General features: G+C 46.7%; 18 protein-coding genes and 1 pseudogene. 15 read left to right on the plus strand and 4 right to left on the minus strand.

The annotated features are described in order from the left end of the window. The first annotated feature begins 156 nt into the window (after positions 1-156). From C7R91_RS20205 to C7R91_RS20255, 11 genes are all read left to right on the plus strand, one after another. Positions 157-834 carry a response regulator transcription factor gene (locus C7R91_RS20205; RefSeq protein WP_047069656.1) on the plus strand — a complete coding sequence of 226 codons (678 nt, stop codon included), beginning with the start codon at positions 157-159 and terminating at the stop codon, positions 832-834. Further along, complete coding sequence (locus C7R91_RS20210) at positions 834-2,621, plus strand: sensor histidine kinase (RefSeq protein ID WP_047069655.1); 1,788 nt, start codon at positions 834-836, stop codon at positions 2,619-2,621. Before C7R91_RS20205 ends, C7R91_RS20210 begins: the two co-directional genes overlap by 1 nt. Continuing rightward, positions 2,602-3,129: a hypothetical protein gene (locus C7R91_RS20215; protein ID WP_047069654.1), complete on the plus strand. Its 528-nt coding sequence runs from the start codon at positions 2,602-2,604 to the stop codon at positions 3,127-3,129. The genes C7R91_RS20210 and C7R91_RS20215 overlap by 20 nt, the downstream gene beginning before the upstream one ends. A gap of 294 nt (positions 3,130-3,423) precedes the next feature. Further along, positions 3,424-8,391 carry an Ig-like domain-containing protein gene (locus C7R91_RS20220; protein ID WP_047069653.1) on the plus strand — a complete coding sequence of 1,656 codons (4,968 nt, stop codon included), beginning with the start codon at positions 3,424-3,426 and terminating at the stop codon, positions 8,389-8,391. Positions 8,392-8,796: 405 nt separating this feature from the next. Next, positions 8,797-8,988, plus strand: a complete 192-nt coding sequence (locus tag C7R91_RS20225; RefSeq protein WP_236697859.1) for a hypothetical protein — start codon at positions 8,797-8,799, stop codon at positions 8,986-8,988. A gap of 207 nt (positions 8,989-9,195) precedes the next feature. Continuing rightward, entirely contained in the window at positions 9,196-10,941 is a 1,746-nt protein-coding gene (locus C7R91_RS20230) for a peptide-binding protein (RefSeq protein WP_047069651.1), read from the plus strand. Between the two features lie 86 nt (positions 10,942-11,027). Beyond that, entirely contained in the window at positions 11,028-11,999 is a 972-nt protein-coding gene (locus tag C7R91_RS20235) for an ABC transporter permease (RefSeq protein WP_047069650.1), read from the plus strand. Further along, positions 11,996-12,976, plus strand: a complete 981-nt coding sequence (locus tag C7R91_RS20240; protein WP_047069649.1) for an ABC transporter permease — start codon at positions 11,996-11,998, stop codon at positions 12,974-12,976. The genes C7R91_RS20235 and C7R91_RS20240 overlap by 4 nt, the downstream gene beginning before the upstream one ends. Then, entirely contained in the window at positions 12,952-13,998 is a 1,047-nt protein-coding gene (locus C7R91_RS20245) for an ABC transporter ATP-binding protein (protein ID WP_047069648.1), read from the plus strand. Before C7R91_RS20240 ends, C7R91_RS20245 begins: the two co-directional genes overlap by 25 nt. Further along, positions 13,995-14,969 carry an ABC transporter ATP-binding protein gene (locus tag C7R91_RS20250; protein WP_047069647.1) on the plus strand — a complete coding sequence of 325 codons (975 nt, stop codon included), beginning with the start codon at positions 13,995-13,997 and terminating at the stop codon, positions 14,967-14,969. The genes C7R91_RS20245 and C7R91_RS20250 overlap by 4 nt, the downstream gene beginning before the upstream one ends. A 169-nt stretch (positions 14,970-15,138) precedes the next feature. Then, complete coding sequence (locus tag C7R91_RS20255; RefSeq protein ID WP_047069646.1) at positions 15,139-16,200, plus strand: DUF5050 domain-containing protein; 1,062 nt, start codon at positions 15,139-15,141, stop codon at positions 16,198-16,200. A 35-nt stretch (positions 16,201-16,235) separates the two neighbouring features. On the opposite strand, the pseudogene C7R91_RS29765 reads toward C7R91_RS20255, so the two are convergent. Continuing rightward, positions 16,236-16,606: pseudogene (locus C7R91_RS29765) on the minus strand (hypothetical protein); the annotation flags it as partial. A gap of 527 nt (positions 16,607-17,133) precedes the next feature. Here C7R91_RS29765 and C7R91_RS20265 point away from each other — a divergent pair. Then, positions 17,134-17,964: a hypothetical protein gene (locus tag C7R91_RS20265; RefSeq protein WP_047069645.1), complete on the plus strand. Its 831-nt coding sequence runs from the start codon at positions 17,134-17,136 to the stop codon at positions 17,962-17,964. Positions 17,965-17,976: 12 nt separating this feature from the next. After that, positions 17,977-18,159: a hypothetical protein gene (locus tag C7R91_RS20270; RefSeq protein WP_047069644.1), complete on the plus strand. Its 183-nt coding sequence runs from the start codon at positions 17,977-17,979 to the stop codon at positions 18,157-18,159. A gap of 75 nt (positions 18,160-18,234) precedes the next feature. Here C7R91_RS20270 and C7R91_RS20275 read toward each other — a convergent pair whose 3' ends face one another. Then, complete coding sequence (locus C7R91_RS20275; protein ID WP_047069643.1) at positions 18,235-19,530, minus strand: MFS transporter; 1,296 nt, start codon at positions 19,528-19,530, stop codon at positions 18,235-18,237. 240 nt (positions 19,531-19,770) lie between these two features. Here C7R91_RS20275 and C7R91_RS20280 point away from each other — a divergent pair, with 240 nt between their 5' ends. Continuing rightward, a complete protein-coding gene (locus tag C7R91_RS20280) occupies positions 19,771-20,727 on the plus strand; it encodes a carbon-nitrogen hydrolase family protein (RefSeq protein WP_047069642.1) in 957 nt (318 codons plus the stop codon). 386 nt (positions 20,728-21,113) lie between these two features. Continuing rightward, positions 21,114-21,623, plus strand: coding sequence for a DUF2165 family protein (locus C7R91_RS20285; protein WP_047069641.1), 510 nt, complete (start codon positions 21,114-21,116; stop codon positions 21,621-21,623). A gap of 38 nt (positions 21,624-21,661) precedes the next feature. Here C7R91_RS20285 and C7R91_RS20290 read toward each other — a convergent pair whose 3' ends face one another. Continuing rightward, positions 21,662-22,429, minus strand: a complete 768-nt coding sequence (locus tag C7R91_RS20290; RefSeq protein ID WP_236697858.1) for an SDR family NAD(P)-dependent oxidoreductase — start codon at positions 22,427-22,429, stop codon at positions 21,662-21,664. 368 nt (positions 22,430-22,797) lie between these two features. After that, complete coding sequence (locus tag C7R91_RS20295) at positions 22,798-23,448, minus strand: hypothetical protein (RefSeq protein ID WP_047069640.1); 651 nt, start codon at positions 23,446-23,448, stop codon at positions 22,798-22,800. Positions 23,449-23,638 lie beyond the last annotated feature (190 nt).

The following is a 23,638-nucleotide window of genomic DNA, read 5'->3' on the forward strand; positions in this document are numbered from 1 at the left end:
CATGTACACACAACGGTCACATCAGCCATCTATACTCATCTTGTAAAAACAAGGTTGGGTCATAGGAATTGTTACGGCGAGATACGGATTCGTAAATTTCGTGATAAATTGGTAATCTATGCAATAAATGCACAACCACGAGTAAGGAGTGCGCAAATGAAACGGAAAGTGTTACTCGTAGAGGACGACGAGCTCATACGTGAATTTGTATCGGATTATTTTAAAAAAGAAGCTTGGGAAGTGTACGAAGCGCAGCACGGTAAAATGGCGATGGAGCTTTTCGCTCTGCACTCTGTCGATTTAGTTGTGCTAGATATTATGATGCCCGAGATGGATGGCTGGTCGGTGTGCAGAAAAATCCGCCAACAATCCGACATTCCCATCATCATCATCACAGCAAGAGTAGATGACGATGACCAGTTGATGGGTTTCGAGCTTGGCGCAGACGAATATGTCACCAAACCGTTTAGCCCAAAAGTATTAGTGGCCCGTGCCAAAGCTCTGATGAAAAGAGCAGAGGGGAGCATCGGGAGGGGAGATGATATCGCTCAGTTTGGAGCATTGACGGTAAACAAACGAGCTCACACCGTTACGATTGCAGGCGTCCCGATTTCATTGACACCAAAAGAGTATGAGCTGCTTCTGTTCTTCATCAAGAATGAAGGGACAGTCTTGTCCCGAGATAGCATATTGAATGGGGTTTGGGGGATGGACTACTTTGGCGACCATCGCACCGTTGATACCCACGTGAAAAAACTGCGTGCCAAGCTGGATACAGAGCAGCATCTGATTCAGACGATGATCCGTTTTGGATATAAGTTTGAGGCAAAATGATGAAACGACTTCGACTAAACGTTGTGACAAAATTATTTGCCGCCACTTTTGTTTTTGTCTTTTTGCTCTACGCGTTGATATTGATCGGGGAAAAGTTTTTCTTTGAGCGCTTTTATTTAAATGCGAAAGTAAGCGAGCTCTCGCAAGCAATGGCATCTTTCCCAGATGAGTACGCCAAACTCCCTCCCGACAAGCACAAGCTGGATAAGCTGGTGGGTACATTGATGAATCGCACAGATGCCAGCATCGCGATCGTAGATGAGCAGCTCAGGCCATTGAATCTCACCCCCTATTTTCTGGAAATAAAAGCAGCAAATAAAAATCAAGTGATTACCTTACCGCTAAAAGAAATGAAAAGCACTGATCTCCCAGAAGGACTCCGTGTTGGAGACACGATTACCATCGACGGCATCTATATGGATGAGAACAATAGGAACATGAAGCCGATACGGATTGCAAGGCAAAGTCCATCCACAAATGTGTCCGAAAATGGACTAACCCGGGTTACGGCTGTTATTTCTGAACTCATGCTGCCTAGTCAGCGGCGGGCACATAACCCTTTTTATCAGGATTCTCTCGTAGCGGATCAAATCGGACCATGGCTGACGCAGCAATACGACGAGATTACACAGATGAAAAGCGGATCATTCATTCAGCGGAAGTGGACTGATCCGTGGAGTGGTGTAAACTATGCCATCGTGATTCATCGATTCTCCTATCAGGGTGGGGCGAATTACATACTGGCTGTGACGACGTTGCAACCAGTGAGCGATGCGGTAAGTATGCTGACCAGCTATTCCCTATACGCGACGCCAGTCATCCTCGTCATCTTACTGCTGCTCTCCTTTGTCTTTTCGAAGATCATCACAAAACCATTAGTTACGCTGAGTCATTCTGCTTCACGTATGGCTAATCTGGACTTCACAGAACTTGCTTCGATTCATTCTCAGGATGAATTCGGTGAGCTCTCTCGCCATCTGAATACGTTAGCTGGCAAGCTGGATCAGACACTAAAAGAGCTGACGAATGCCAATGTCACTCTTCGCGAGGATCTAGCGCATAAGGAAAAAATGGAGCAGCTTCGCAAAGAATTGATTGCAAACATTTCTCATGAACTCAAGACCCCGCTTGGCATTGTGAAGGGCTTTGCGGAAGGGTTAAAAGATGATGTCGCACATGAAAAGCGGGAGCGATACATGGACGTCATTTTAAGCGAAGTCGACAAGATGAACGAACTCATTATGGATATGCTGGAATTGTCCAAATTCGAAGCCAAAGCCATTTTGCTTCGTAGACAATCGTTTCCCGTATCGGAAATCATAGATCGCGTCGCCGCTTCCTTTCAACTACAGCTGGCAAACAAGCAGGTACGACTATGGCTCTCCTTACCAGAAGAGATCAACAACGTATGGGCAGATCCAAGACGTATCGAGCAAGTGATCGTGAATTTGCTCGGCAATGCAGTCCGGCACGCCAATCCATCAAGTGAGATTCGGATTACGGGGACCCGCGAGCGGGAGTGCATCCGGCTTCGAATCGAAAATGAAGGAGCGCACATCCCAGACGATCAACTAACGCGGATATGGGAGCAATTTTATCGAGTAGATAGCTCTCGCTGGCGGAAATCTGGCGGCACGGGTCTCGGATTGGCGATCTGTAAACATATCCTCGATCTGCATGGCAGTGATTATGGCGCGGAAAATACCGTGAATGGAGTCGCTTTTTTCTTTACGTTGGTTGAAAATGAAAACAAAGGTGGAAATGACAATGGATCTGAAAAAGAATAAAATGAAAAGCTTACTGGCTGTATTGGGCCTATCACTCGTTACTAGTGCTTGTGGCACACCGCTTCCTTCAGAATCGACTGGTCAAGTGCCGCCGCAAGCTCCTCAGGAAAACAAAGAAAGCAAGGAGAAACAACCGGAGAACGTTGGACAAGACATGGCCGCAGAACAGCAGGAAAAAGAAATTCTCGTCGTGGTTGACCAGGAACCGAAACCCATCGAGGGGAATAGCTTCGATTTCTTTATCGAACAGCTACCTGCCGGCTATTCATTAGCTAGCATGCAGTGGAAGTCTGAGAAAACTGACATCGTAAACACGACAGAGCAAGCGATCAAAAACGACACAGAAGGCATCCCTGGTGGGAATGGCTTTTACATCAGCGGCAATGGACAGTTCACCGGTTTCTTTTACAAGGATGAGTTGAAGGGGGAAAAGGGAAAATTGATCTTGGTTTTTCGAAATGAGCAAGGCAATGAAAAGACATGGGAGAAGGAGCTAACCCTTAAATAACGCCCGATCAATTGGAACGGGACTGACCACCGTTAGCAGGACAGGGATCAAAACACCTTACAAAGTTTAAGCAGCCAGTCGTCGGAATTCAACCGGCGACTGGCTGTTTAGTTTCGTTTGAATCGCCTTTTTTTATTGGGAAGAATAACTATCACGAAAAGACATAACTTTAGTTAGTATTTTTTGCAAAAGACTGTTGTTAACATATTTTTGTTTCACCTAGATGCTTTGCTGGGGGAATGTGTCAACAGTAGGGGGAGTTGAAATGAAGAAGAAAGGAGGACAACGTTATTCATGAAAAGAATAATTGCCCGTTTGTTGGTATTTACTTTGCTGTTTGCAATTGTCCGACCTGTGTTTATTCAAGAAAAAGTGAACGCAGCCGAACTTCCAGATGTGATTAGAGTAGAGGCAGACAAGTTCGTGGATGCGTCTGGTGCCTATCCTGACGGCCTGAATTATCAGGGTGTTCAGAACACGTTGATCGTCGGGTATGCGCGAGACAATGCTGGGGATTATGGGGCTGCGAATGCTGCCCTGCGTTTTGACCTGAGCGGCGTGAAAAGTGAGAGGAAAATTGAGTCTGCTGCCCTGAAAATTTATGTGCATAAGGCAGAAGCAACAGGCGGAGATATGCCTTTCATTGATCTATGGGGCTCGTTTGATGACAACTGGAATGATGATTTTACAACTGTGCTGCCTTCGTATCATGAAAGAATCATAACAAATGAGTTTATTCCTGCTAATTTCACAGGGTGGAAATCGTTTGATGTAACCAGCTTTGTCAAGACCAATATTGTAGACAAAAAAGCTACCTTTGTTTTAAGAGGAAGACAAACAGCACCACCTGCTCCTGTTTTGTATCAGCCTCAAATCATTTTCTACGACAAAAGAAATCCTAGCTATGCTTCTCAGCTGGAAATCACTTATGCTCCTAACACTCCACCAACCGATATCCTCTTATCGTCCAATTCGATTCCCGAAAACAATCCAATAGGAGCGGTAGTTGGTACGCTTTTGGCAGTAGACCCTGATCAAGGAGACACTGTTACGTTCAGTATTCAAAGCCCTACGGTTCCATTTACTGTTGAGGGAGATCAACTGAAGGCGACAGAGAAATTTGATTTTGAGACGAAGTCGACCTACGCTGTACCGATAACCGCAACAGACTCGGCTGGCAATATATTCACCAAGGTGATGACTATCCAGGTGACCGATGTAAATGAACCACCTACGACAGCGACGGTTATCATCAATGGCAGTGCTGCCGTTACGAATTCAGCAAATGCGACGCTCACCATGGCCCATGATGATCCCGATGCTGCCAAGCCCGAGTACCGCTTGGCGAATGTAGAAGGTGGTCCTTGGAGCGAGTGGAAGACGTTTGAGACGCCTGTTACCTGGAGCCTCGAGGCAGCAGGAGAAGGGACTAAAACGGTCTTCATGGAGCTTCGTGATGGAACAGGAACTGTCCTGCAAGCGCAGGATAGCATTGTGCTGGATATAACACCACCGACAGGGACCATCGAGATCAATAACGGGAACGTAGCTACTTCATCAGAAAAGGTAGAGCTTACCCTTCAGGGAAGTGATGCAAACGGCCCGGTAGAACTGATGCTGTCGAATGATAACAGCTTTACAGGCAGTTGGATACCTGTCCCAGCCAACAACAAGCTGGAATGGAACTTGGCTAGTGGAGACGGACAAAAAACAGTCTACGCGAAGTTCCGTGATGGTGCAGGGAATTTGTATTATACATCTGGTACCATCGTGTTGGACAAAACGCCACCTGTTGTGACGGGGGTTGCGAATGGCGGCGTTTATAAGTCCGATGTCACGCCTGTTTTCAATGAAGGCACAGCGACATTGAATGGCATTCCCTTTACCAGTGGCACGAAGTTGAGCGCAGAGGATAAATACACGCTGGTAGTAACGGATACGGCAGGTAATACGACTACACTGAATTTTACCCTGGATAAAACGCCACCTGCCGGAAGTCTTTCCATCAATAATGGAGCGTCTCATGCGAATTCTCAGGATGTCACTTTGCAAATCACTGCTATTGATGCAACAAGCACGGTGAAAATGCAGTTTTCCAACGATGACATCACCTGGAGTGCGCTAGAACCTGTTGCTACAAACAAGGCTTGGAGGCTGACGAATGGAGATGGACCGAAAACGGTCTATATGCAGCTGGTCGACGAAGCTGGCAACACGAAGGATATGCAAGCTAACATTACGCTCGACACAGTCGCACCTGCTGTAACCGGTGTAGAGAACAACAAGCTGTACAATCAGAGTGTCAAGATCAACTTCAACGAAGGCACAGCAACCTTGAATGGAAAGGTCATTGCTGATGGAGAAATCGCCAATGATGATGGTGCCTATACGCTGGTTGTCACAGACGAAGCGGGCAATACGACTACGCTTCAGTTTTCCATCGATCAAACAAAGCCGTCAGGCAGTCTCAAGATCAATGGTGACGCAGATTACACAAATACACCTGCAACCACATTACAAATTGCCGTTACCGATTTCAGCAATGAACTACAGATGCGCTTTTCCCATGATACGAGTGATCCAGCCAATTGGACTTCTTGGGAAGCGCTGACTACAACAAAGGCGTGGATCTTGCCGACTGGAGACGGAGCCAAGTCGGTTTACATGGAAGTAAAGGACAAAGCGGGGAATATTGCCAGCTTTACAGATGAGATCACACTCGATATGACCAATCCTACGGGTGCTTTTGAGATCAATCAAGGCCAATCGTATACCAACACGAGCAAGGTGACGTTGAGTGTGGAGTCGTCTGATGCTCATGGTGTGGAAATGCGCTTGTCGAATGACAACCTGACATGGAGCGATTGGAAAACAGCGCCGACCAATGGCGACGTTCCATGGGAGCTGAGCGGTGGTGATGGAATCAAAACGGTCTATCTGGAGCTGAGAGATCCGGCTGGAAACCAAATGGCCCTTCAAAAGCAAATCACGCTGGATTCCGCTGGACCAGTTGTCACAGGAGTCGCCCAGGATGGTGTCTATGCGAGCGACGTAACGATTACCTTCAATGAGGGAACAGCATTACTGAACGGCAATCCGTTTACGAGCGGTTCTGTCGTCACTGCGGAAGGATCGTATGAGTTGGTCGTCACAGATGATGCGCAAAATCGGACGACGATTCGTTTCACGCTGGACAAAACACCACCGACTGGAACGCTCAGCATCGATAACGGAGCCGAATTTGCGAAAACAGAAGACGTTACGTTGCAACTCACTGCGTCAGGAAATACAGATGACATTGAAATGGCGATCTCTAACGCCGATGACAATTCGGGTACGTGGGAGCGTTTCACGGAGTCAAAAGCATGGAAGCTGGCTGATGGCAGTACAAACGGCACCAAAACGGTCTATGTCAAGCTGCGGGACAAAGCTGGGAATATCACAAAGCTAAGCGATACGATTGAACTCGATGTGGTGGCGCCGACTGGATCCATCGCGATCAATAACGGAGACAATTCCACCAAGTCTCGTGATGTTACGCTCGCCATCACAGCGAACGACAGTACGAGTGATGTGCAAATCCGCTTTGCAAATGGTGACAACGACTGGAGCGATTGGGAGGCAGTAACTGCGACCAAAGCATGGCAGCTGAAGTCCGGTGATGGAACCAAGACTGTCGAGATGCAGATCACAGACAGGGCAGGGCACATCACAACCGTGTCCGATACGATCGAGCTGGATGCAGATGCGCCCGTTGTTACTGGAGTCGAGGACAAAGGCATTTACAAAGATGACGTGACAATCACATTCAACGAAGGAACCGCGACGTTGAATAGTGCTCCGTTTGCAAGTGGCGACCGGGTAACAAGTGAAGGCAAGCATGAACTGCGGGTCGTCGATGCTTCTGGAAACGAAACCAAGATCACGTTTACTTTGGATAAAACAGCACCAACGGGAACGTTCGTCATCAACAATGATGATCGTCTAACGTACTCCACCAGTGTGAGACTGCATGTTACTGCTTCGGACAATTTCGGAGATGTCGAGATGCGTATCTCCAATGACCAAGGCAAGTGGAGCAGCTGGGAAAAAGTGACGGGAACAGTACCGTGGAGCTTGACGTATGGCAATGGGATGAAAAAAGTTTTGATCCAGCTTCGCGACCAGGCAGGAAACACCGTCGAACTGGATGATTCCATTGAGCTATACGTGCATAATGTGCCGAATCCGCCAACAGGAGAGCCCGTCACGGGAGTTGAGTTGGAGGAAGAGGAATTAACGCTGCGTGTTGGCGATACAGAAAGCCTTCGAGCTACTGTAAAACCATCGAATGCCACCAACAAACGAGTCAAGTGGGAAAGCAGCGACTCTGAGATCGTCGAGGTAGATGAGGAAGGCAAGATCAAGGCAGTAGCTCCTGGAACTGCGACGATTACAGTAACGACCGTGGACGGGAACAAAACCGATTCGGTGGAAGTAACCGTTAAGGAAATAGCCACGTTCCAGTTGGAAACAAACGAACCGTCCTTCTGGATCAAGCCAAGAGTAACCACGATCTTACGAGTTTATAAGGTAGAAGGCAAAAAACGCAAAGACATCACGCGAGACAAAAATGTTGAGTACGACACGGAAAACGGGTTGGTTACCGTCAAGCAGGGCCGCATTACGGCAGGAAAAGAAGAGGGGGAAGACATCGTTACCGTTCGCTATATGGGCGAGGAACTGGAGATTCCGGTGACGGTTTCTAAGAAAACCATTCATTCGTTGACGACCTCCTTCAAGGATTTGGTGCTGGAGATCGATGAGGAGAAGCAGCTAACGCTGACAGCTGTCTTCAGTGACAAGAACACCGAAGAGGTGACAGAGGGAGCAACTTGGTCCTCTAGCGACGAAGAGGTCATCGAAGTAACAAAAGAAGGAAAAGTGACAGCGCTGGCTGAAGGGAAGGCTGTCATTACTGCGAAATACGGCGGTAAAAAGGTAACCAATCGTGTGCTTGTCGTAGAGGAAAAGAAAGTGAAAGATTTGCGAGTATCGCGCTCTTCGCTGCGCTTGAAGGCAGACAATACTGGAGAGATCGTCCTATATGCGGTCTATGAAAATAGATACGAGGAGATCGTCACCAAAGATGCCGAATGGACAGTGGAAGATCCTGAGATTGCGACTGTAGAAAATGGTGTCGTGACCGCACTGGAATCTGGTAAAACAACGATTACAGTGGAATACGGCGGAGAGACCATTACGATTAACATTACGGTCTAGTAAATGAAAAGGGGCTGTTCGATCTACTGTGGAGGGCAGCCTCTTTTCCATTCTGTTTAAAAGGTGAAGAAATATGGAAAATGCACTCATTGCTTTTGCAAGTAGCATCTTGATTGGGGCAATTTTTTTCGGGATTTTATGGTGGGAAGGCTCGTGGTTCAGTCTTCGGTTTACGAAGTGGTACTTCGGCATTTTATTTTCAGTCTCGATAGTAGTAGGAGGATATACCCTTTTTCAAGGTTAATGGAAAAATAGACATGTTCAGCCTTCTCAGGTATCGATCCATTTCTGCAACAATCTACCCGAGAAGGTAAGCATGTCTATTTTTGTTTTATGATAAACCAATGTTTACGGCGGAGATTCCAGGAATCCGTAACTCATGTGGAAGATGTGGAGACCAATATTGTGATCTTCCGGATTGATCACCCAGTCCATACGTGGCAGACCTTCGTAGAAGCAGCGCAAGCACATGGGCTGCGCATAGCTGAGCTCGGTCACGGCAGAATTCGAGCGGTGACTCATTCTGATATTGAGACAGCGGATATCGACAAGGCGCTAAGCATTGTACGTGAACTGTTGCAGTTCCAAGCTGTGTAGAGCATATATGTTCGATCCCCCTTTATTAGAAGAGGGATTTATTATTAAGGTTTATAAAGGAATATAAAATCATCTGATTTTTTCAAATCTTTTAAAGGGAAAATATTCTCAAATAACAGAAAATTATTTATATTAGAAAGACGGGCCTTGGGATGTATTACCCATTATGGAAAAGGCTTGAAAACACATGGAAGAGGGGGAAATGATTTGAAAAAAGGGAAAGGTTGGTTGAAGCCGTTAGCGTTGCTCTCGTTAACCGGCGCGCTGTTGGTCGGTTGCTCAAGCGGGAACAATGCTTCGCCAGGAACTGCAACACCCGCACCAACAAAAAAACCGGTGGAGCAGGTGGCTCCTCAGGCGACCAGTACGGATGATGAGAAACCAATAGACGGTGGAACCTTCACGCATTCTACGACGTCTGACATTGTCACGATCAATCCGATTTTTGGAAACGACACAGCATCTGGCGACGTGATGGAGTACACCCAGGCTTATTTGTACAATCGGAACCCGTCTTTTGATTTAGCCGTTTACCCTTGGTCTCTTGCAGCTGAGTTGCCGAAAATAAGCGAGGATGGCCTCACCTATACAATCAAGATGAAGAATCATGCGAAATGGTCCGACGGAACGCCAATTACGGCTGACGACTTGATTTATACCATTAATGCCATCAAAAATCCTGAGACTGGATCACCAGAAATTACGAAATACGACAAAGTTAAAGAGATGAAAAAACTGGATGATTACACCGTAGAAATCAAATTGACTCAATTGTACGCTCCGTTTGCTTTTGGATTAATGCAAAAGCTGGCACCAGCCCATGTGCTGAAAGACGTACCATTTAAAGAATTGCAAGCACATTCTTACGGAAAAGATCCAGCCAAGACACCTACTTCCGGACCGTACAAATGGTCAGAGTGGAAACAAAAGGAATTCCATGTCCTAGATGCTAACCCGGATTACTGGGGTGAAAAGAAGCCGCATATCCAAAAGGTTGTGTACAAAATCTATGCGGATCAAAACACACAAGTTCAGGCTCTGATGAAAGGTGACGTTGACTTGGTAGATTCCATTCCTGTCACGCAGCTCGAAGCGGTGAAGGCGAAAGGAAATATCAACATTTCGACGGAGCCAGGTCCTAGCTATGAATACTTTGCCTTCAACTTCGACAAGAAGAACTTCCCGAACAATTACGGGTTGTTTGAAGGTCAAAAAACACGTCAGGCCATCGCTCACGCAATCAATCGTCAAGGTATTATCGACAATATCTTGAAAGGAACCGGAAAAATTATGGATGCACCGTTCCTGCCAGGTACATGGGCGGACCCGGGCGATGCAGCGGTCCATTACGAATATAGTGTAGAGAAAGCAAAACAACTGCTGAAAGAAGACGGATGGGTAGCCGGGGCAGATGGAATCCTTGCCAAAGACGGCAATCGTTTCTCCTTTGAATTCATTTTCAACTCGGGGAACAGTCGTCGTGAGCAGGCAGCAGTTGTTATTCAGCAAAACCTGAAAGAGGTCGGAATTGAAGCGAAGCCAAAAGCATTAGACTTCTCGGCTCTTGTCGATCAGTATGCCAACCCTGGCAAATTCCAGGTTCTGTTACTCGGATGGCAATTGTCTGATCCAGATCCGGATGGCATTTCTACTTTCGGGAAAAAGGCATTCCCGCCTGGCAACAACGCTGGCTGGTACGACAATCCGAAGCTGGATGCGCTCTGGGAAAAAGCTGTATCCACGGTTAAACAAGAGGAGCGTGCAGCGATCTATAAAGAAGTCGGAAAAGAAATCTCGACGAACCTGCCATACGTATTCATGTATCAGTACGGAACGCCACGAGGCATGACTTCTCGCGTCAAGTATAAGGATGAGTTTAAACCAGTATCCATGATTCCGTATGGGGAGACCTTTGGCTTCCTGAACTGGTGGATCGACGATACCAAAAAATAAACTCGGCTGGTAGCGGTTTGCAAAATGAAAAGGGGGAAGGGCAGCCTTATTGCCCCTTCCCCTTTCAAACGAAAGGAGGATGCTGATTGACTGAATATTTAGTACGCCGCGTACTACAAGCCGTGCTTGTTTTATTTTTGATCACAGTGGTTTCGTTCGGACTCATGCATGCAGCACCCGGAGGACCGCTAAAAGTCATGCTCTCACCGGGAATGTCTCCTGAAGCACAGCTCATTCAGATGAAAAATATGGGGTTGGATCAGCCTGTCTATATTCAATACATGAAATGGGTCGGTAATTTGCTGAAAGGAGATTTGGGCAATACCTTTAAAAATAACGTTCCTGTTGGTGATATTTTGTGGCCGACGGTTTGGAATACGTTTGTGCTCATGTCTGTAGCGTGGGGGCTTTCCATGCTGATTGCTATCCCGTGGGGGATCTACAACAGTACAAAGCAATACGGTCTGTCTGACCAGATCGCCTCCATCGTTGCCTATCTCGGATTCGCGATGCCGACCTTCTGGTTTGGGATTATGCTCCAGCAGTATTTTGCGATGCAGCTGAATCTGCTCCCACTATCCGACATGTACACGATGGGGAAAGAGGGTCAAGTAAGCGACCTCATATTGCACTTGATTCTACCTGTTACAGTATTAACACTGGTGAACATTGCGGCCTATGTCAAATATACGCGTGCCAGTATGCTGGAGGTTTTGGAGCAGGACTATATTCGGACGGCACGTGCCAAAGGGATGAAGGAAAGACGCGTGATTTTCCGCCATGCTCTGCGGAACGCATTGATTCCTGTTGTGACGATCATCGGATTGGATTTGCCGACTCTGGTAGCAGGTGCAGCTTTGACAGAGAGTGTATTTAACTGGCCAGGCATGGGCCGTCTGTTTGTGGAAATGGCTGTAGCCCGTGAGTATTCTGTGTTGATGTCGATCACGTTGCTGATTTCACTGATGGTGATTATCGGAAACCTGCTTGCCGATTTAATCTACGCACTGGTTGATCCGCGAGTGCAGCTTGGACGCAAAGGAGGCAGGGCAGCATGAGTCAAGTACAGCTTCAAGATGACACTGTTGTTGAAACGAATCGACCAGGTGGACAGCTTCCGACAAATCCTGTTGGCCAAAAGCCTCCTGGGCTATGGACAACCGCGGGCAAAAAATTTATGCGCAATCCGTATGCCGTTAGTGGATTAATCGTACTCCTGTTTTTTATTGGGATCGCTGTATTTGCCGATTGGGTTGCACCGCATGATCCGGCCAAGGTTGATTTTATGATTACCAACCTGCCTCCTGGAACAGAAGGACATGTGCTCGGAACAGACGAGCTCGGTCGTGATATCTTGTCCCGCCTCATTCATAGCAGTCGGGTGTCTATGCTGGTCGGCTTCAGCGTTGCTTTTGCTGCGGTCGTCATCGGGACGCTGATTGGAGCGATTTCTGGTTATTTCGGCGGCTGGATTGACACCTGCTTCATGCGTCTTGTGGACGTGATGAACTCCATTCCGAGTCTGTTTTTTAACATTCTGGTTCTGGCTCTCTTCGGAGCGGAATTTATCTACATGATCCTGATTTTGTCACTGACGAGCTGGACAAGTGTGGCACGTCTGGTGCGCGGGCAGTTCTTGCAGCTAAGGGAAATGCAGTATGTGGAAGCGGCGAGAGCGATTGGCGTTTCGCACTGGGGCATTATTACGCGTCACCTGGTACGCAATGCAATGGCTCCGATTATTGTGTACGCGACTCTCATGGTTGGTTCGGCTATTCTGTCAGAGTCAGGTCTCTCTTATTTAGGCTTGGGGATTCAACCACCTGAAACAAGCTGGGGGTTAATGTTGAGCAAGGCACAGGAATTCATGCTGGTCGATCCTTTGCAAGCACTTTACCCTGGTCTTTGCATTTTGCTCGTGGTGTTAGCGGTTAACTTCGTCGGAGACGGCATCCGCGATGCATTCGACCCACGGAAGAAAAAGAAGAACCCGAAAAGGAGGCTGAACAAGTGGAACGCAACATCCTCGAAATAAAAAATTTGACCACTTGCTTCTTTACGGATGACGGTACGGTCAAGGCCACGGATCGAGTGAGCATCAGCGTTGGCAAAGGACAGACGGTGTGCTTGGTAGGGGAATCCGGCAGCGGAAAAAGTGTGACGTCACTGGCAGTCATGCGACTGATTGATTATGCGGGCGGATTTATTCAGAGTGGGAACGTCATGTTTCACGGTCAGGATCTGGCGGCAAAGGACCTGGATGAAATGATGCACATTCGCGGGAACAAAATCGCGATGATCTTCCAAGACCCGATGTCGGCTCTCAATCCGGTGTTTACGGTAGGCGATCAGATTGCGGAGAGCTTGATGCTGCATCAAAATATGAGCCAGCAGGATGCGTTCAAAAAAGCGATCGAGATGCTTCGTCTGGTTGGGATCCCGGCCCCGGAAGTACGAGTGAAGCAGTACCCGCACGAAATGTCTGGAGGGATGTGCCAGCGTGTTGTCATCGCGATGGCCTTGGCCTGCAACCCGGAAATGCTGATAGCAGACGAGCCAACGACTGCTCTTGATGTAACGGTTCAGGCGCAAATTTTGGATTTGCTCAGACGGCTGCAAAAGGAATTGGGCATGTCGATTTTGCTGATCACCCATGACATGGGGGTAGCAGCAGAGATGGCGGATCGCATCGCGGTCATGTATGCAGGAACGATCGTGGAGGAGGGAACGGTCGAACGGATCTTTGACGAGCCCCGGCATCCTTACACAATTGGCTTGCTACAGTCCATTCCCGGATTTGAAGGGGAGCGCGGTGGAGAATTGTACACCATCCAAGGCACCATCCCGAGCATCACTCAATTGCCGACGGGCTGCCGTTTTCACCCGCGTTGTCCGCATGCGATTGACAAATGCCGAAAAGAGGAACCTATTTTGCGCGAGGTTGTTACGGGACAACAAGTGGCTTGCTGGTTGAACGAAGATGTCAGCAATCACTTCAGAAACAATCAGCGTGCAAATTCAATCGCTGGAAGCAAAGCAGAGGTGAACCGCCAATGAACCGGGAATATTTGATTGAAGCAAATCATATCAAAAAGTATTTTCCGATTAAGGCCGGCTTGTTGAGCCGTGTCATCGGTCATGTAAAAGCTGTAGATGATGTCTCTTTCGGAATTCGGCCAGGTGAGACATTTGGGCTCGTGGGAGAATCCGGCTGCGGGAAGTCGACGCTGGGGCGTGTCGTGCTGAATTTGCAAAGGGCGACGAGCGGAGAAGTGCTGTTTGACGGAACCAATATCCATCAGGTGAACAGACAAGAGAATTTGAAGCTCAGACGGGATATGCAGATTATATTTCAAGACCCGTTTGGTTCGTTGAATCCACGATTTTTGGTAAGTGATATTATTGGAGAGCCTTTGCGGGTTCATCTGCGCGCATCTGCAAAGGAAATAGATGAGCGGGTAGTCGAGCTGATGAGTCTGGTGGGACTCGATCCTTCGAGACGAAATAGGTATCCGCATGAGTTTTCCGGCGGACAGCGGCAACGGATCGGCATTGCGCGGTCGATTGCACTCTCACCACGGTTTATTGTGGCCGATGAAGCTGTTTCTGCGCTGGATGTGTCCGTACAGTCACAGGTTTTGAACCTGATGATGAAATTACAAAAAGAGATGGGGCTGACCTATCTATTTATCGCGCATGGTCTGAATGTGGTACGCCATATTTCTGATCGGGTAGGCGTGATGTACTTGGGGAAAATGGTGGAGATTGCACGAACGGATGACTTGTTTGCACAGCCACTGCATCCGTATACGGCTGCATTGTTGTCGGCGATTCCGAAGCCTACTCCGCATCGGCGACAAGAGCGGATCGTCCTGCAAGGGGATGTACCATCTCCGGCCAATCCGCCGTCAGGTTGTCGTTTTCATCCTCGTTGTCCGATGGCGCAGGAGAGATGCAGCAAGGAGATTCCCGAGCTCATAGAGGTTGGGCAGGATCGGCAGGTCGCGTGTCATTTCCCTTTAGCATAGAGAGAGAAAGAGCCGCCTATGATGGGCGGCTTCTTTATTTTTACAAATTATCCAAATCAAGATAGACAAAACAAATTTGTTTTGGTACATATAAATCAGTGTCGACGGATGTATATAGATGAAGGAACCGCTGTGTTTTACTTTATTAGGCCATGAAGGGGAGGAATGCATGGTGCAAGATAAAGGGAATTGGATGATCACCATTGTGATGACAGTATGTCTGATTGTGGTTCTTGGCTTTGGCAATCAACAAACAATGGCGACTGCGCCAACAAAAAGACCAGTGATAAACGTTTTTGGCAGCGATCCTGTCAATATCAATTCACACCGAAGCTTTGTCGCCGTTCAAGGAGAGTGGATTTTTTATAACAACAATGGCTTATACAAAATCAAAAAGGATGGAAGCTCTCTTCAAAAGTTGAGCAGTGATTGGGCCCATAATCTGAATGTTGTAGGTGACTGGATTTACTATACGCGCAATAAGCCCTTGAAAGAAATCTATCAGCTTGAGATGCCCAATTACGAGATCAGTTATACGTATGAAGATACGACGGAGCTCTTTAAAATAAAGACAGATGGCAGTTCGAAAACAGTTATCAAGAGCGGTAGTCTTACGGAAGGGGACCCCAATAACGTACATCGATTGTACGTAGTAGGAGATATCATCTACTACGCAGATGGTTATGGTCCTTTGTACAGGATGGACACGAACGGCAAAAATCAAAAGAAGCTGCTTGATCAGTTTGAGGAAGTGTATTTCTATCAAGATTGGATTTTTTACACCAATGAGAGTGGTCAACTATACAAAATGAAGCGGGATGGAACGCAGAAAAAACTCGTAAGAAAAGACAAGGAACTGTCCCTTGTCGGTCTGTCTGGCGATTTCATTTACTATACAAAATTGGTAGACTCCAGTGGAGCCGTCGATGTTTATAAAATAGGATTGAAGGATGGGAAGACTGCTCTAGTCAAGAAAGGGTTGCCACGAGCAGAGAATCCGATCATTATAGCTGGGAAGTATCTATACTACATCTCAGAAAACACGGTATGCCGAATGAATATGACGGACGGCAAGACAACCCCGCTGTATCCATCAGGTATATCGATAAACATCGGGGGAGATTCCATCTTTTTTTCCGACTATCAAGCTTCCGATCATGATAAAAAAGATATATTCAAAGTGAAGATAGGCGAAAACAAAGTGGAAAAGGTAACCCCAAAGGCGAAGTAAGGATAAGAGCCACCCCAAGATGGGTGGCTTTATTGTTATGGGCTACTTCCTCGGGGCATGAAGCTGACTTCTTTTTTTTTGTACATGAGCACAGAGCCAAACATGAATATAGAAGCGATGAGCGCACCTACGGGCAACATGACTACCATTTCGTCCGGAAAGACAAAAGGAAGAAGTGGAAAAGCGTATAGTACCGACTGTCGCCGAAATGGGTTAACACCAGTCCGAGCTTGAAAGCCATCTTGTCGTTGAACATCGGCTTGTGAAGAGATTCATAGACAGCGACGAGAATGGGCGGAATAGCGGCTCACTGTGGGTAACCAGCCCTCCAACATAAACTAATCCATACGAAAGTCAAAATCAAGAACACGAGCATATACTGATACGGTATCTTCACTTTCTTCTGTTATGCCGCTATCACTGAGTTCACCCTGACTAACTCCTTTTCATTTTTTTATCTTTTATTATTGCAGGACTGTGGAAGCTGATTGTGCCAATGGGAGCAACATGGTCTGTAACAAAACCGTCACGAACAGTGGAAAAGCAGCCCCAGAAGAGGGGTCTAAACAAAAACAGAACGGCATAAGGTATGGGGTATTACCAAGACGGATGATGGTCATAATGAGCATTTCGTGTTTGATAGCGGTGAAAAATGGGCAGACCAATAAGGGAGCATTAACGTTACGAATTACACCCAGTATACCGATAGGGGGAACGTGCAATTGTTGAGTTCATTTAAACCACTGAAGAGAATTGAAGAGAACAGCAAGATTGTACAGCAGACGATCCAGTACATAGGTAATCAAAAAGTCAGTACGATAACGATAGAAACGCCTAAAAAACTACCTAAATGTAGGTAGTTTTTTCCTATTTTTAGAATCTGATTATAGTGTTAAAATAATGTAAAACTTTACCAGAAGGAGATGTTTACAGGTGCTAAAGAATCTTGTGCAGAGCCATGTAAAGATTGTTTTTTCTGTTCTTGGCATCTTATTCGTTCTGGTCTCATGGCTCGTATTTGAATTGTTAAAAGGTTTGCTTCCAGATTTGATAGCAGTCATACATAAGTGGATGTTTCAACCGATCGAATGGCTGTTTATCCTAGCACCGCCACATGAGGAAAACAAACTAGCTTCATTAGGCTCTGTTTTAGGCTTGTCCATCTTGTATTCCGCTATTTTGGCAGGAATGATATTCATCGTTTTGTTCATCTGCAACAAGATTAGAGGGAACGACATCGAGTTCCAAATGGAAGTAAAGTATTGTGAGAAAGAATTGGCCAATGCGATTTACAGTTTGGATGGAAGTGGTCAATCATCAGCTATTATTAATGCGAATGCAATCACGTTTATGAAGGCATTTGAAATGGAAGTAAAGACGATTTACGGATTAAAACCGGACGAGCTATGCTGTTATTGGATCGTACCTACGAATAATGACAAGCAGTTTGAAGTGTTTTACTTAACCGAGTTGAAAGATTTTGACACAGTGCGTACGCTACTACTGTCTTCCATGCTTCAAGAGGATTGCAGAATTGCCGATAAACAAGTAAAGGGACGTATTCAAAATACGGATATTGAACAATTTGCGATTGTAAAAAATTTTGGCAAGTTCAGGCTTGGATTTGCGGTCGCTGTTTACAAGAATGACACATTTACTCCCGAAAATATGCAGGAGTTCGAGCGGTTGACTACGTATATGTTATTATTAGGATTTGTTACTAAGTTTGTGAATAAGGTCAAAACCTTAAAGAGAGCTAGTTAGGAGTGGGATACGATGAAATTAGCTGAGTTCTTCGCGAAAAGAGGCAACGAAAATGCTGTTTACTCGAAAAATCTCTCTTCCAAGAAGAAGATTCCCAACAGCAAATTTACTCCTGGCTTCGCTAGCTTAAAACAGATTGTAGATGAGCATAGTCCGAATGAGCGACATGATAATAAAGTGGTTGGAGGAAAATAACACTGCCTGTGAGCAGTGTTATTTTTTGTTTCGGGATACTTAACATAGAGGAAAAGCCACCTGATGAGGGTGGCTTTAGTTTTGGGAGATCTCTATACGGTGTTTGCTCTTTCTGTGGGACCATATCAGGACAGGGACCAGCAACAGCGATAAAGCGCCTCCGGCAAGGGAAAGTGTTGCATAGCTGGCATTGGCGACGACCATACCAGACAGGGCTCCACCGGATGCACCAGCCAAGGCAATCAAGACATCAACCGTTCCCTGCGTTTTCGCACGAGTGGCGGGCTGCGTTGCATCCACGATGAGCGCTGTGCCGCTAATTAATCCAAAATTCCACCCCAGTCCGAGCAGCACAAGAGCGGTGATGAGCAGCGGCATCGAATCGGCTGGCGCAAAAGCAGCAGTCAGGCTGGCTGCAAGCAGTATGACACCAGAGGCATAGGCCATTGTGGAGCGACCGATCTTGTCAACGAGTACACCCGTCAAGAGTGAAGGGAGGTACATCGCACCGATATGAAAACCGATGACGATGCCTACTTCAGAGAGACCATGTCCGTGGTGCTTCATATGTACAGGTGTCATTGTCATAATGGCGACCATGACGATTTGTGTCAAAATCATGACGGTGGCTCCCACGATAATTCCCCGGTTGTTGCTTGCAAGCTGATTCTCATTCAGATAGGATGGCGAGCTCTGATCCACCTGTTGCGCTTCGGCGATTGCTTTTGAAACGATGAACGGGTCCGGGCGAAGCAATACCCAAAATACGAGACCAGCGAGGATGAAGGCAGCGGCGCCCAAAATGAAAGGACCAGCCAGTGCGGGGACACCGATGGATACAGCGAATCGTCCCATGACTTCCACCAGGTTTGGTCCTGCAACGGCCCCGAATGTAGTGGAGACCATGGCAATACTTACGGCAGTCGCGCGCTGTTTAGGCTTTGCCAAGTCTGTGCCTGCATAGCGGGCCTGCAGATTAGTGGCGGTGCCAGCCCCATACAGAATTAAGGAGGCAAACAGCAGGACAATACTGTTTGCGACGGCTGCGATAACCACCCCAATTGCGCCAATACCCCCGGCTAAGAATCCGCTAGCGAGCCCCAAACGGCGTCCAAAGCGTTGAGAGAGTCGACCCACCAGCAATGCAGCGACAGCAGAGCCAAGCGTGAGCAATGCGGAAGGGATGCCCGCGAGACTTTCCGAACCGAGCATATCCTGGGCTAGGAGAGCCCCTACGGTGACACCTGCCGCAAGTCCTGCACCTCCGAAAATTTGTGAGATGACTACAATCCAGAGTGTTCGTTTGTATAGCCTTTGCTGTTTCTCTGGGGAGTCGATGTAGCTTTGTAAATCTTCAGGTTTGAGTGACATCTGATCCACCTTTCTATAGAGCGAAAGCTTTCGTGAAGTTATGAAATTTCAGTCATCCCTTCGTGTGGAAAGGACTGGGGAATTTGCATTCAGTATAGTATTGGCGACGGGTAAACACAAGGAGAATCCAGCTTAGGAAACACTTTGCAACAGCAAAAACACAGCAGTAGGGAAGACCCTTGGGTACACCGAATAGTAGGGGAACAAGCAAATTTCTCTAGGAGAGCAGGGGAGGTCAATATGTCTAATCCGCAACAAAACGTTCGAGTTGCTGTTGTTCAAGCTGCTTCTGTCATCATGGACCTTGAGGCAAGTACGGAAAAGGCTGTTTCACTCACACTGGAAGCAGGAAAAAAGGGAGCGAAAATCGTTGTTTTTCCCGAAGCTTTTATCCCGGCGTATCCGAGAGGCCTTACTTTTGGGACAAAAGTAGGCAGTCGTTCCTATGAGGGGCGTAAAGACTGGTTTCGTTATTGGGACAATTCGATTGTCGTCCCGAGTGAAGAGACAGACAAGCTCGGAGAGGCAGCACGTAAGGCTGGCGTGTATCTCGTCATTGGTGTGATTGAGAGAGACAATGAAAATAGCGGCGGCACCTTATATTGTTCCGTCTTGTTTTTCGGACCAGATGGTGAATTGCTCGGTGTGCATCGCAAGCTGAAGCCGACTGCATCCGAACGATTGATTTGGGGCGAAGGGGACGGAAGTACTTTGCCGGTATTCGATACTCCTTACGGTAAGATCGGGGCACTGATTTGTTGGGAGAATTATATGCCGTTAGCGCGAGCAGCAATGTATGCAAAAGGAGTTCAAATCTACATCGCGCCTACAGCAGACGCGAGGGATGCATGGCAAGCTACCATCCGCCATATCGCCTTGGAAGGCAGATGCTTCGTTTTATCGAGCAATCAGTACGTAACAAAAGATATGTATCCGACTGATTTAGCTTGCTACGACGATCTGGCTTCTTCGCCAGACGAGATGTGCAGGGGTGGAAGTGCGATTGTGGGGCCATTGGGTGACTATATCGTCGAGCCTGTTTTTGGTCGGGAGGAGATTCTCTGCGCTGATCTGGACATTCGCGATATCGCTTATAGCCAATTCGATTTTGATGTCGTTGGACATTACTCGCGACCAGATGTTTTTACGTTGTTGGTGAATGAAGAGAAAAAAGAGAATGTGAAGTGGATGAAGTAAGTCCGTTTGTAAAATGCAGAAGGCCTCCATTGCTTGATAAAAGCGGATTAGTGCTGTGGTGGGGGAAGGAGCTTTGGCAAAGAACTTGGACGTGAATCCAGGGAAGTAAATCGCTCCCATGTTCTAGCGCTCAAAACGCTCTAATAGCTTCTAAGAAACAAAAGCTGTCGAAAGTCCTGTCATATGTTTGGAAGGAGACCGCCCGAACGCAGAGAGGATACAGGCGACTGGAAAACATGTGGCAGGGCTTCCTTGGAAAACGTCGAAAACGATTTTCGCTATGTGGATACCAACGAGGGAAACGTGACGTTTTTTCAAGGATCGTGTACGAGTTACTCTATCATGGCGGATTATTAAAGAAGTAGGAAAAGAGGTGTTGAGCATCAATGAGTGATTTGACGTTACGGTATTTGAAGGTTTTGGTTGTAGCATTATCCGCAGCATTTGGAACATTCATTTTCTTAGGAAATCTGATGGACTACCATTCCAATTATCAATTTGTCCAACATGTTCTGTCCATGGATACCACGTTTGAGGGTAACGCACTTATGTGGCGAGCGATTACTGATCCTACTGCTCACACCATAGCTTATATCGGAATCATCATTGCGGAAGGGTTATTCTCGCTTTTTGGTTGGATCGCTGCAGGAAATATGCTGCGTAATGTAAAGAAGGATGCAAAAACATTCAATAACTCGAAAACATTTGCATACATCGCATACATGGTTGCTTTTTGCATCTGGTTTTTCGGATTTGCCATTGTGGGCGCGGAGTGGTTCGCTATGTGGCAATCACAAGTATGGAATGGTCAGCAGGTAGCGTTTAACATTACAGAGGTGATGATTGGATTCGTTATTTTGGTTTCCTTGCGAGATGGAGAATTAACAGATAGATAATACAAGAGCCACGTTCCTATGAGAGCGTGGCTTTTTTGTTAAATATGCGAGGGAATCACGAACGTAGGGTTATGCTGGTTCAAAATATCTTCCATTCGTTGACGCACAGTTTCTTTATACGAGGGATCTGGCAGAATGTAAAAGCGATTGCTCTTGATCGCCAAAAAGGTGTGATCAGCTACTTCTTTCGGAGAAATTCCTTGCTCGACACCTGAACGAATGAACTGGTCGATGGCGATGGTCATCGGTGAAGGCTCCACGATATCTCCTGGTTTACTGAACTCCGCTGGACGATTGCGATGGGCGTCACATATTTGCGTCTGAACAAAGCCAGGGCATAAAACGGAAACGCCAATTTTGGATTGGATCATTTTTAATTCGTGGTAAAGGGTTTCCGACAGACTGACTAATGCATGCTTGCTGACACGATAAATGCTATTCCCTGGTCCAGACTCTAGACCAGCGAGAGAGGCGGTGTTCACGATGTGGCATTCAGTCCCTTGTTTTAACATCATGGGTACGAAAATTTGTGTAGCGTGAATGGCTCCCCACAAGTTCACATTCATGACCCATTGCCAATCAGCGAGGGTGCTTTGCCAGATTGTCGAGCCTGCGCCAACCCCTGCATTGTTGAACAATAGATGGACAGCACCAAACGATTCTAGCGTTTTCTGTGCGAGCGTCTGGATATCTTTTTCTTTGCTTACATCCGTTACGACGGCGAGGACAGTTGCTCCTGTTGACTGTAACTCCTGCTCTACTCGTTGGAGCGCCGCTACTTCCACATCGGCAAGAACGACCTTCATTTCTCCTCAGCACAGCGCATTGCCAATGCACGACCAATACCGCTGGCCGCTCCGGTAATGACCGCTACTTTGTTTTCAAACTGATTCATGATAGGCCTCCTTCAAAAATGCACAAACACAATGAATAGTTGTTTTGATTATAATAGACAATTTATTAAAATGTCTATTATTAATTTGTGTGAGTGCAATCAGGATACTTCGAGCATGTGGTAATATGAACAGCTTATTGATTGGGTGGCAAATAGGCGTGGGTTAATGGAATGGATAGCAACGCTGAGCTTGCGCTGTGGGAACATGATAGCGGAAAAGCTAAAAAAGCACCCATTGACGGGTGCTTTTACTCTGTATGAGGGGGAATCGTTGTTTCCTTATTGCACTTTATAAGACATCAAAATTTCTTGCGCGATTGGCTTCCACTCTTCCATTTGTGCCTCGGTGCAATTGAAAGTGGTCATCAGCATTTTGCCGTCGAGCTCTGTAAAGAAAATGAGGTTGTAAATTTTCGTATCAGCAGCAGGAGTCAGCAGTTCGAACACACCAACGTTTTTTCCGTTGATTTGGATTACTTCATCGCGATACCAGGTTGCATCTTTGTACATATTGGAAAACGCTTGTTTCATCGGGTCCTTCAGGTCTTTGATGAGGCTGTCCTCCTGAATAGGTGTTTCTGTATGACTAAACGCAATGTTAATGGAACCTTTTTCATCGGTATAAATCAAGGAAGGACGATTTTCCATCGGGTATTTTGTTTTTGCCATCTCTTCGGACATGACAGTAAAGCCTTTTGGAATCAAGATTTCCACTTTGTCATTCAGAACCTTTTTCGCTTCCAGCTTGTCGTTTGTTGTTGCAGTTGGCGCTGGTGCAGCAGAATCAGTTTTTGGAGCTTCAGTTGTTTTAGCAGCTTCTGTGGTTTGTGCTGCATTTTGTTCAGCTGGCTTTGTATCAGCTGGTTTGTTCGAACAAGCAGAAACAGCCAACATGGAGAGCAGCAAAGCTACGGATACTAGTTTTTTCATCTGAATTGATCCACCTTTTTATACATAATTGGAAATGTACGGAATTTCCTTTCCGATTCTAACATGGTGTGTATAATACTGGGAATACGAGAGGTTAATTGCGAATATTCGAATAATAGCTCTTCTCTCTTACATGCCCAAGTAGACTAGGACAAAATACACCCATTTAAAATGTGATAAAATGAGTATA

Source organism: Brevibacillus formosus (assembly GCF_003013405.1).
In the GTDB taxonomy this organism is placed as follows: Bacteria; Bacillota; Bacilli; order Brevibacillales; family Brevibacillaceae; genus Brevibacillus; species Brevibacillus formosus.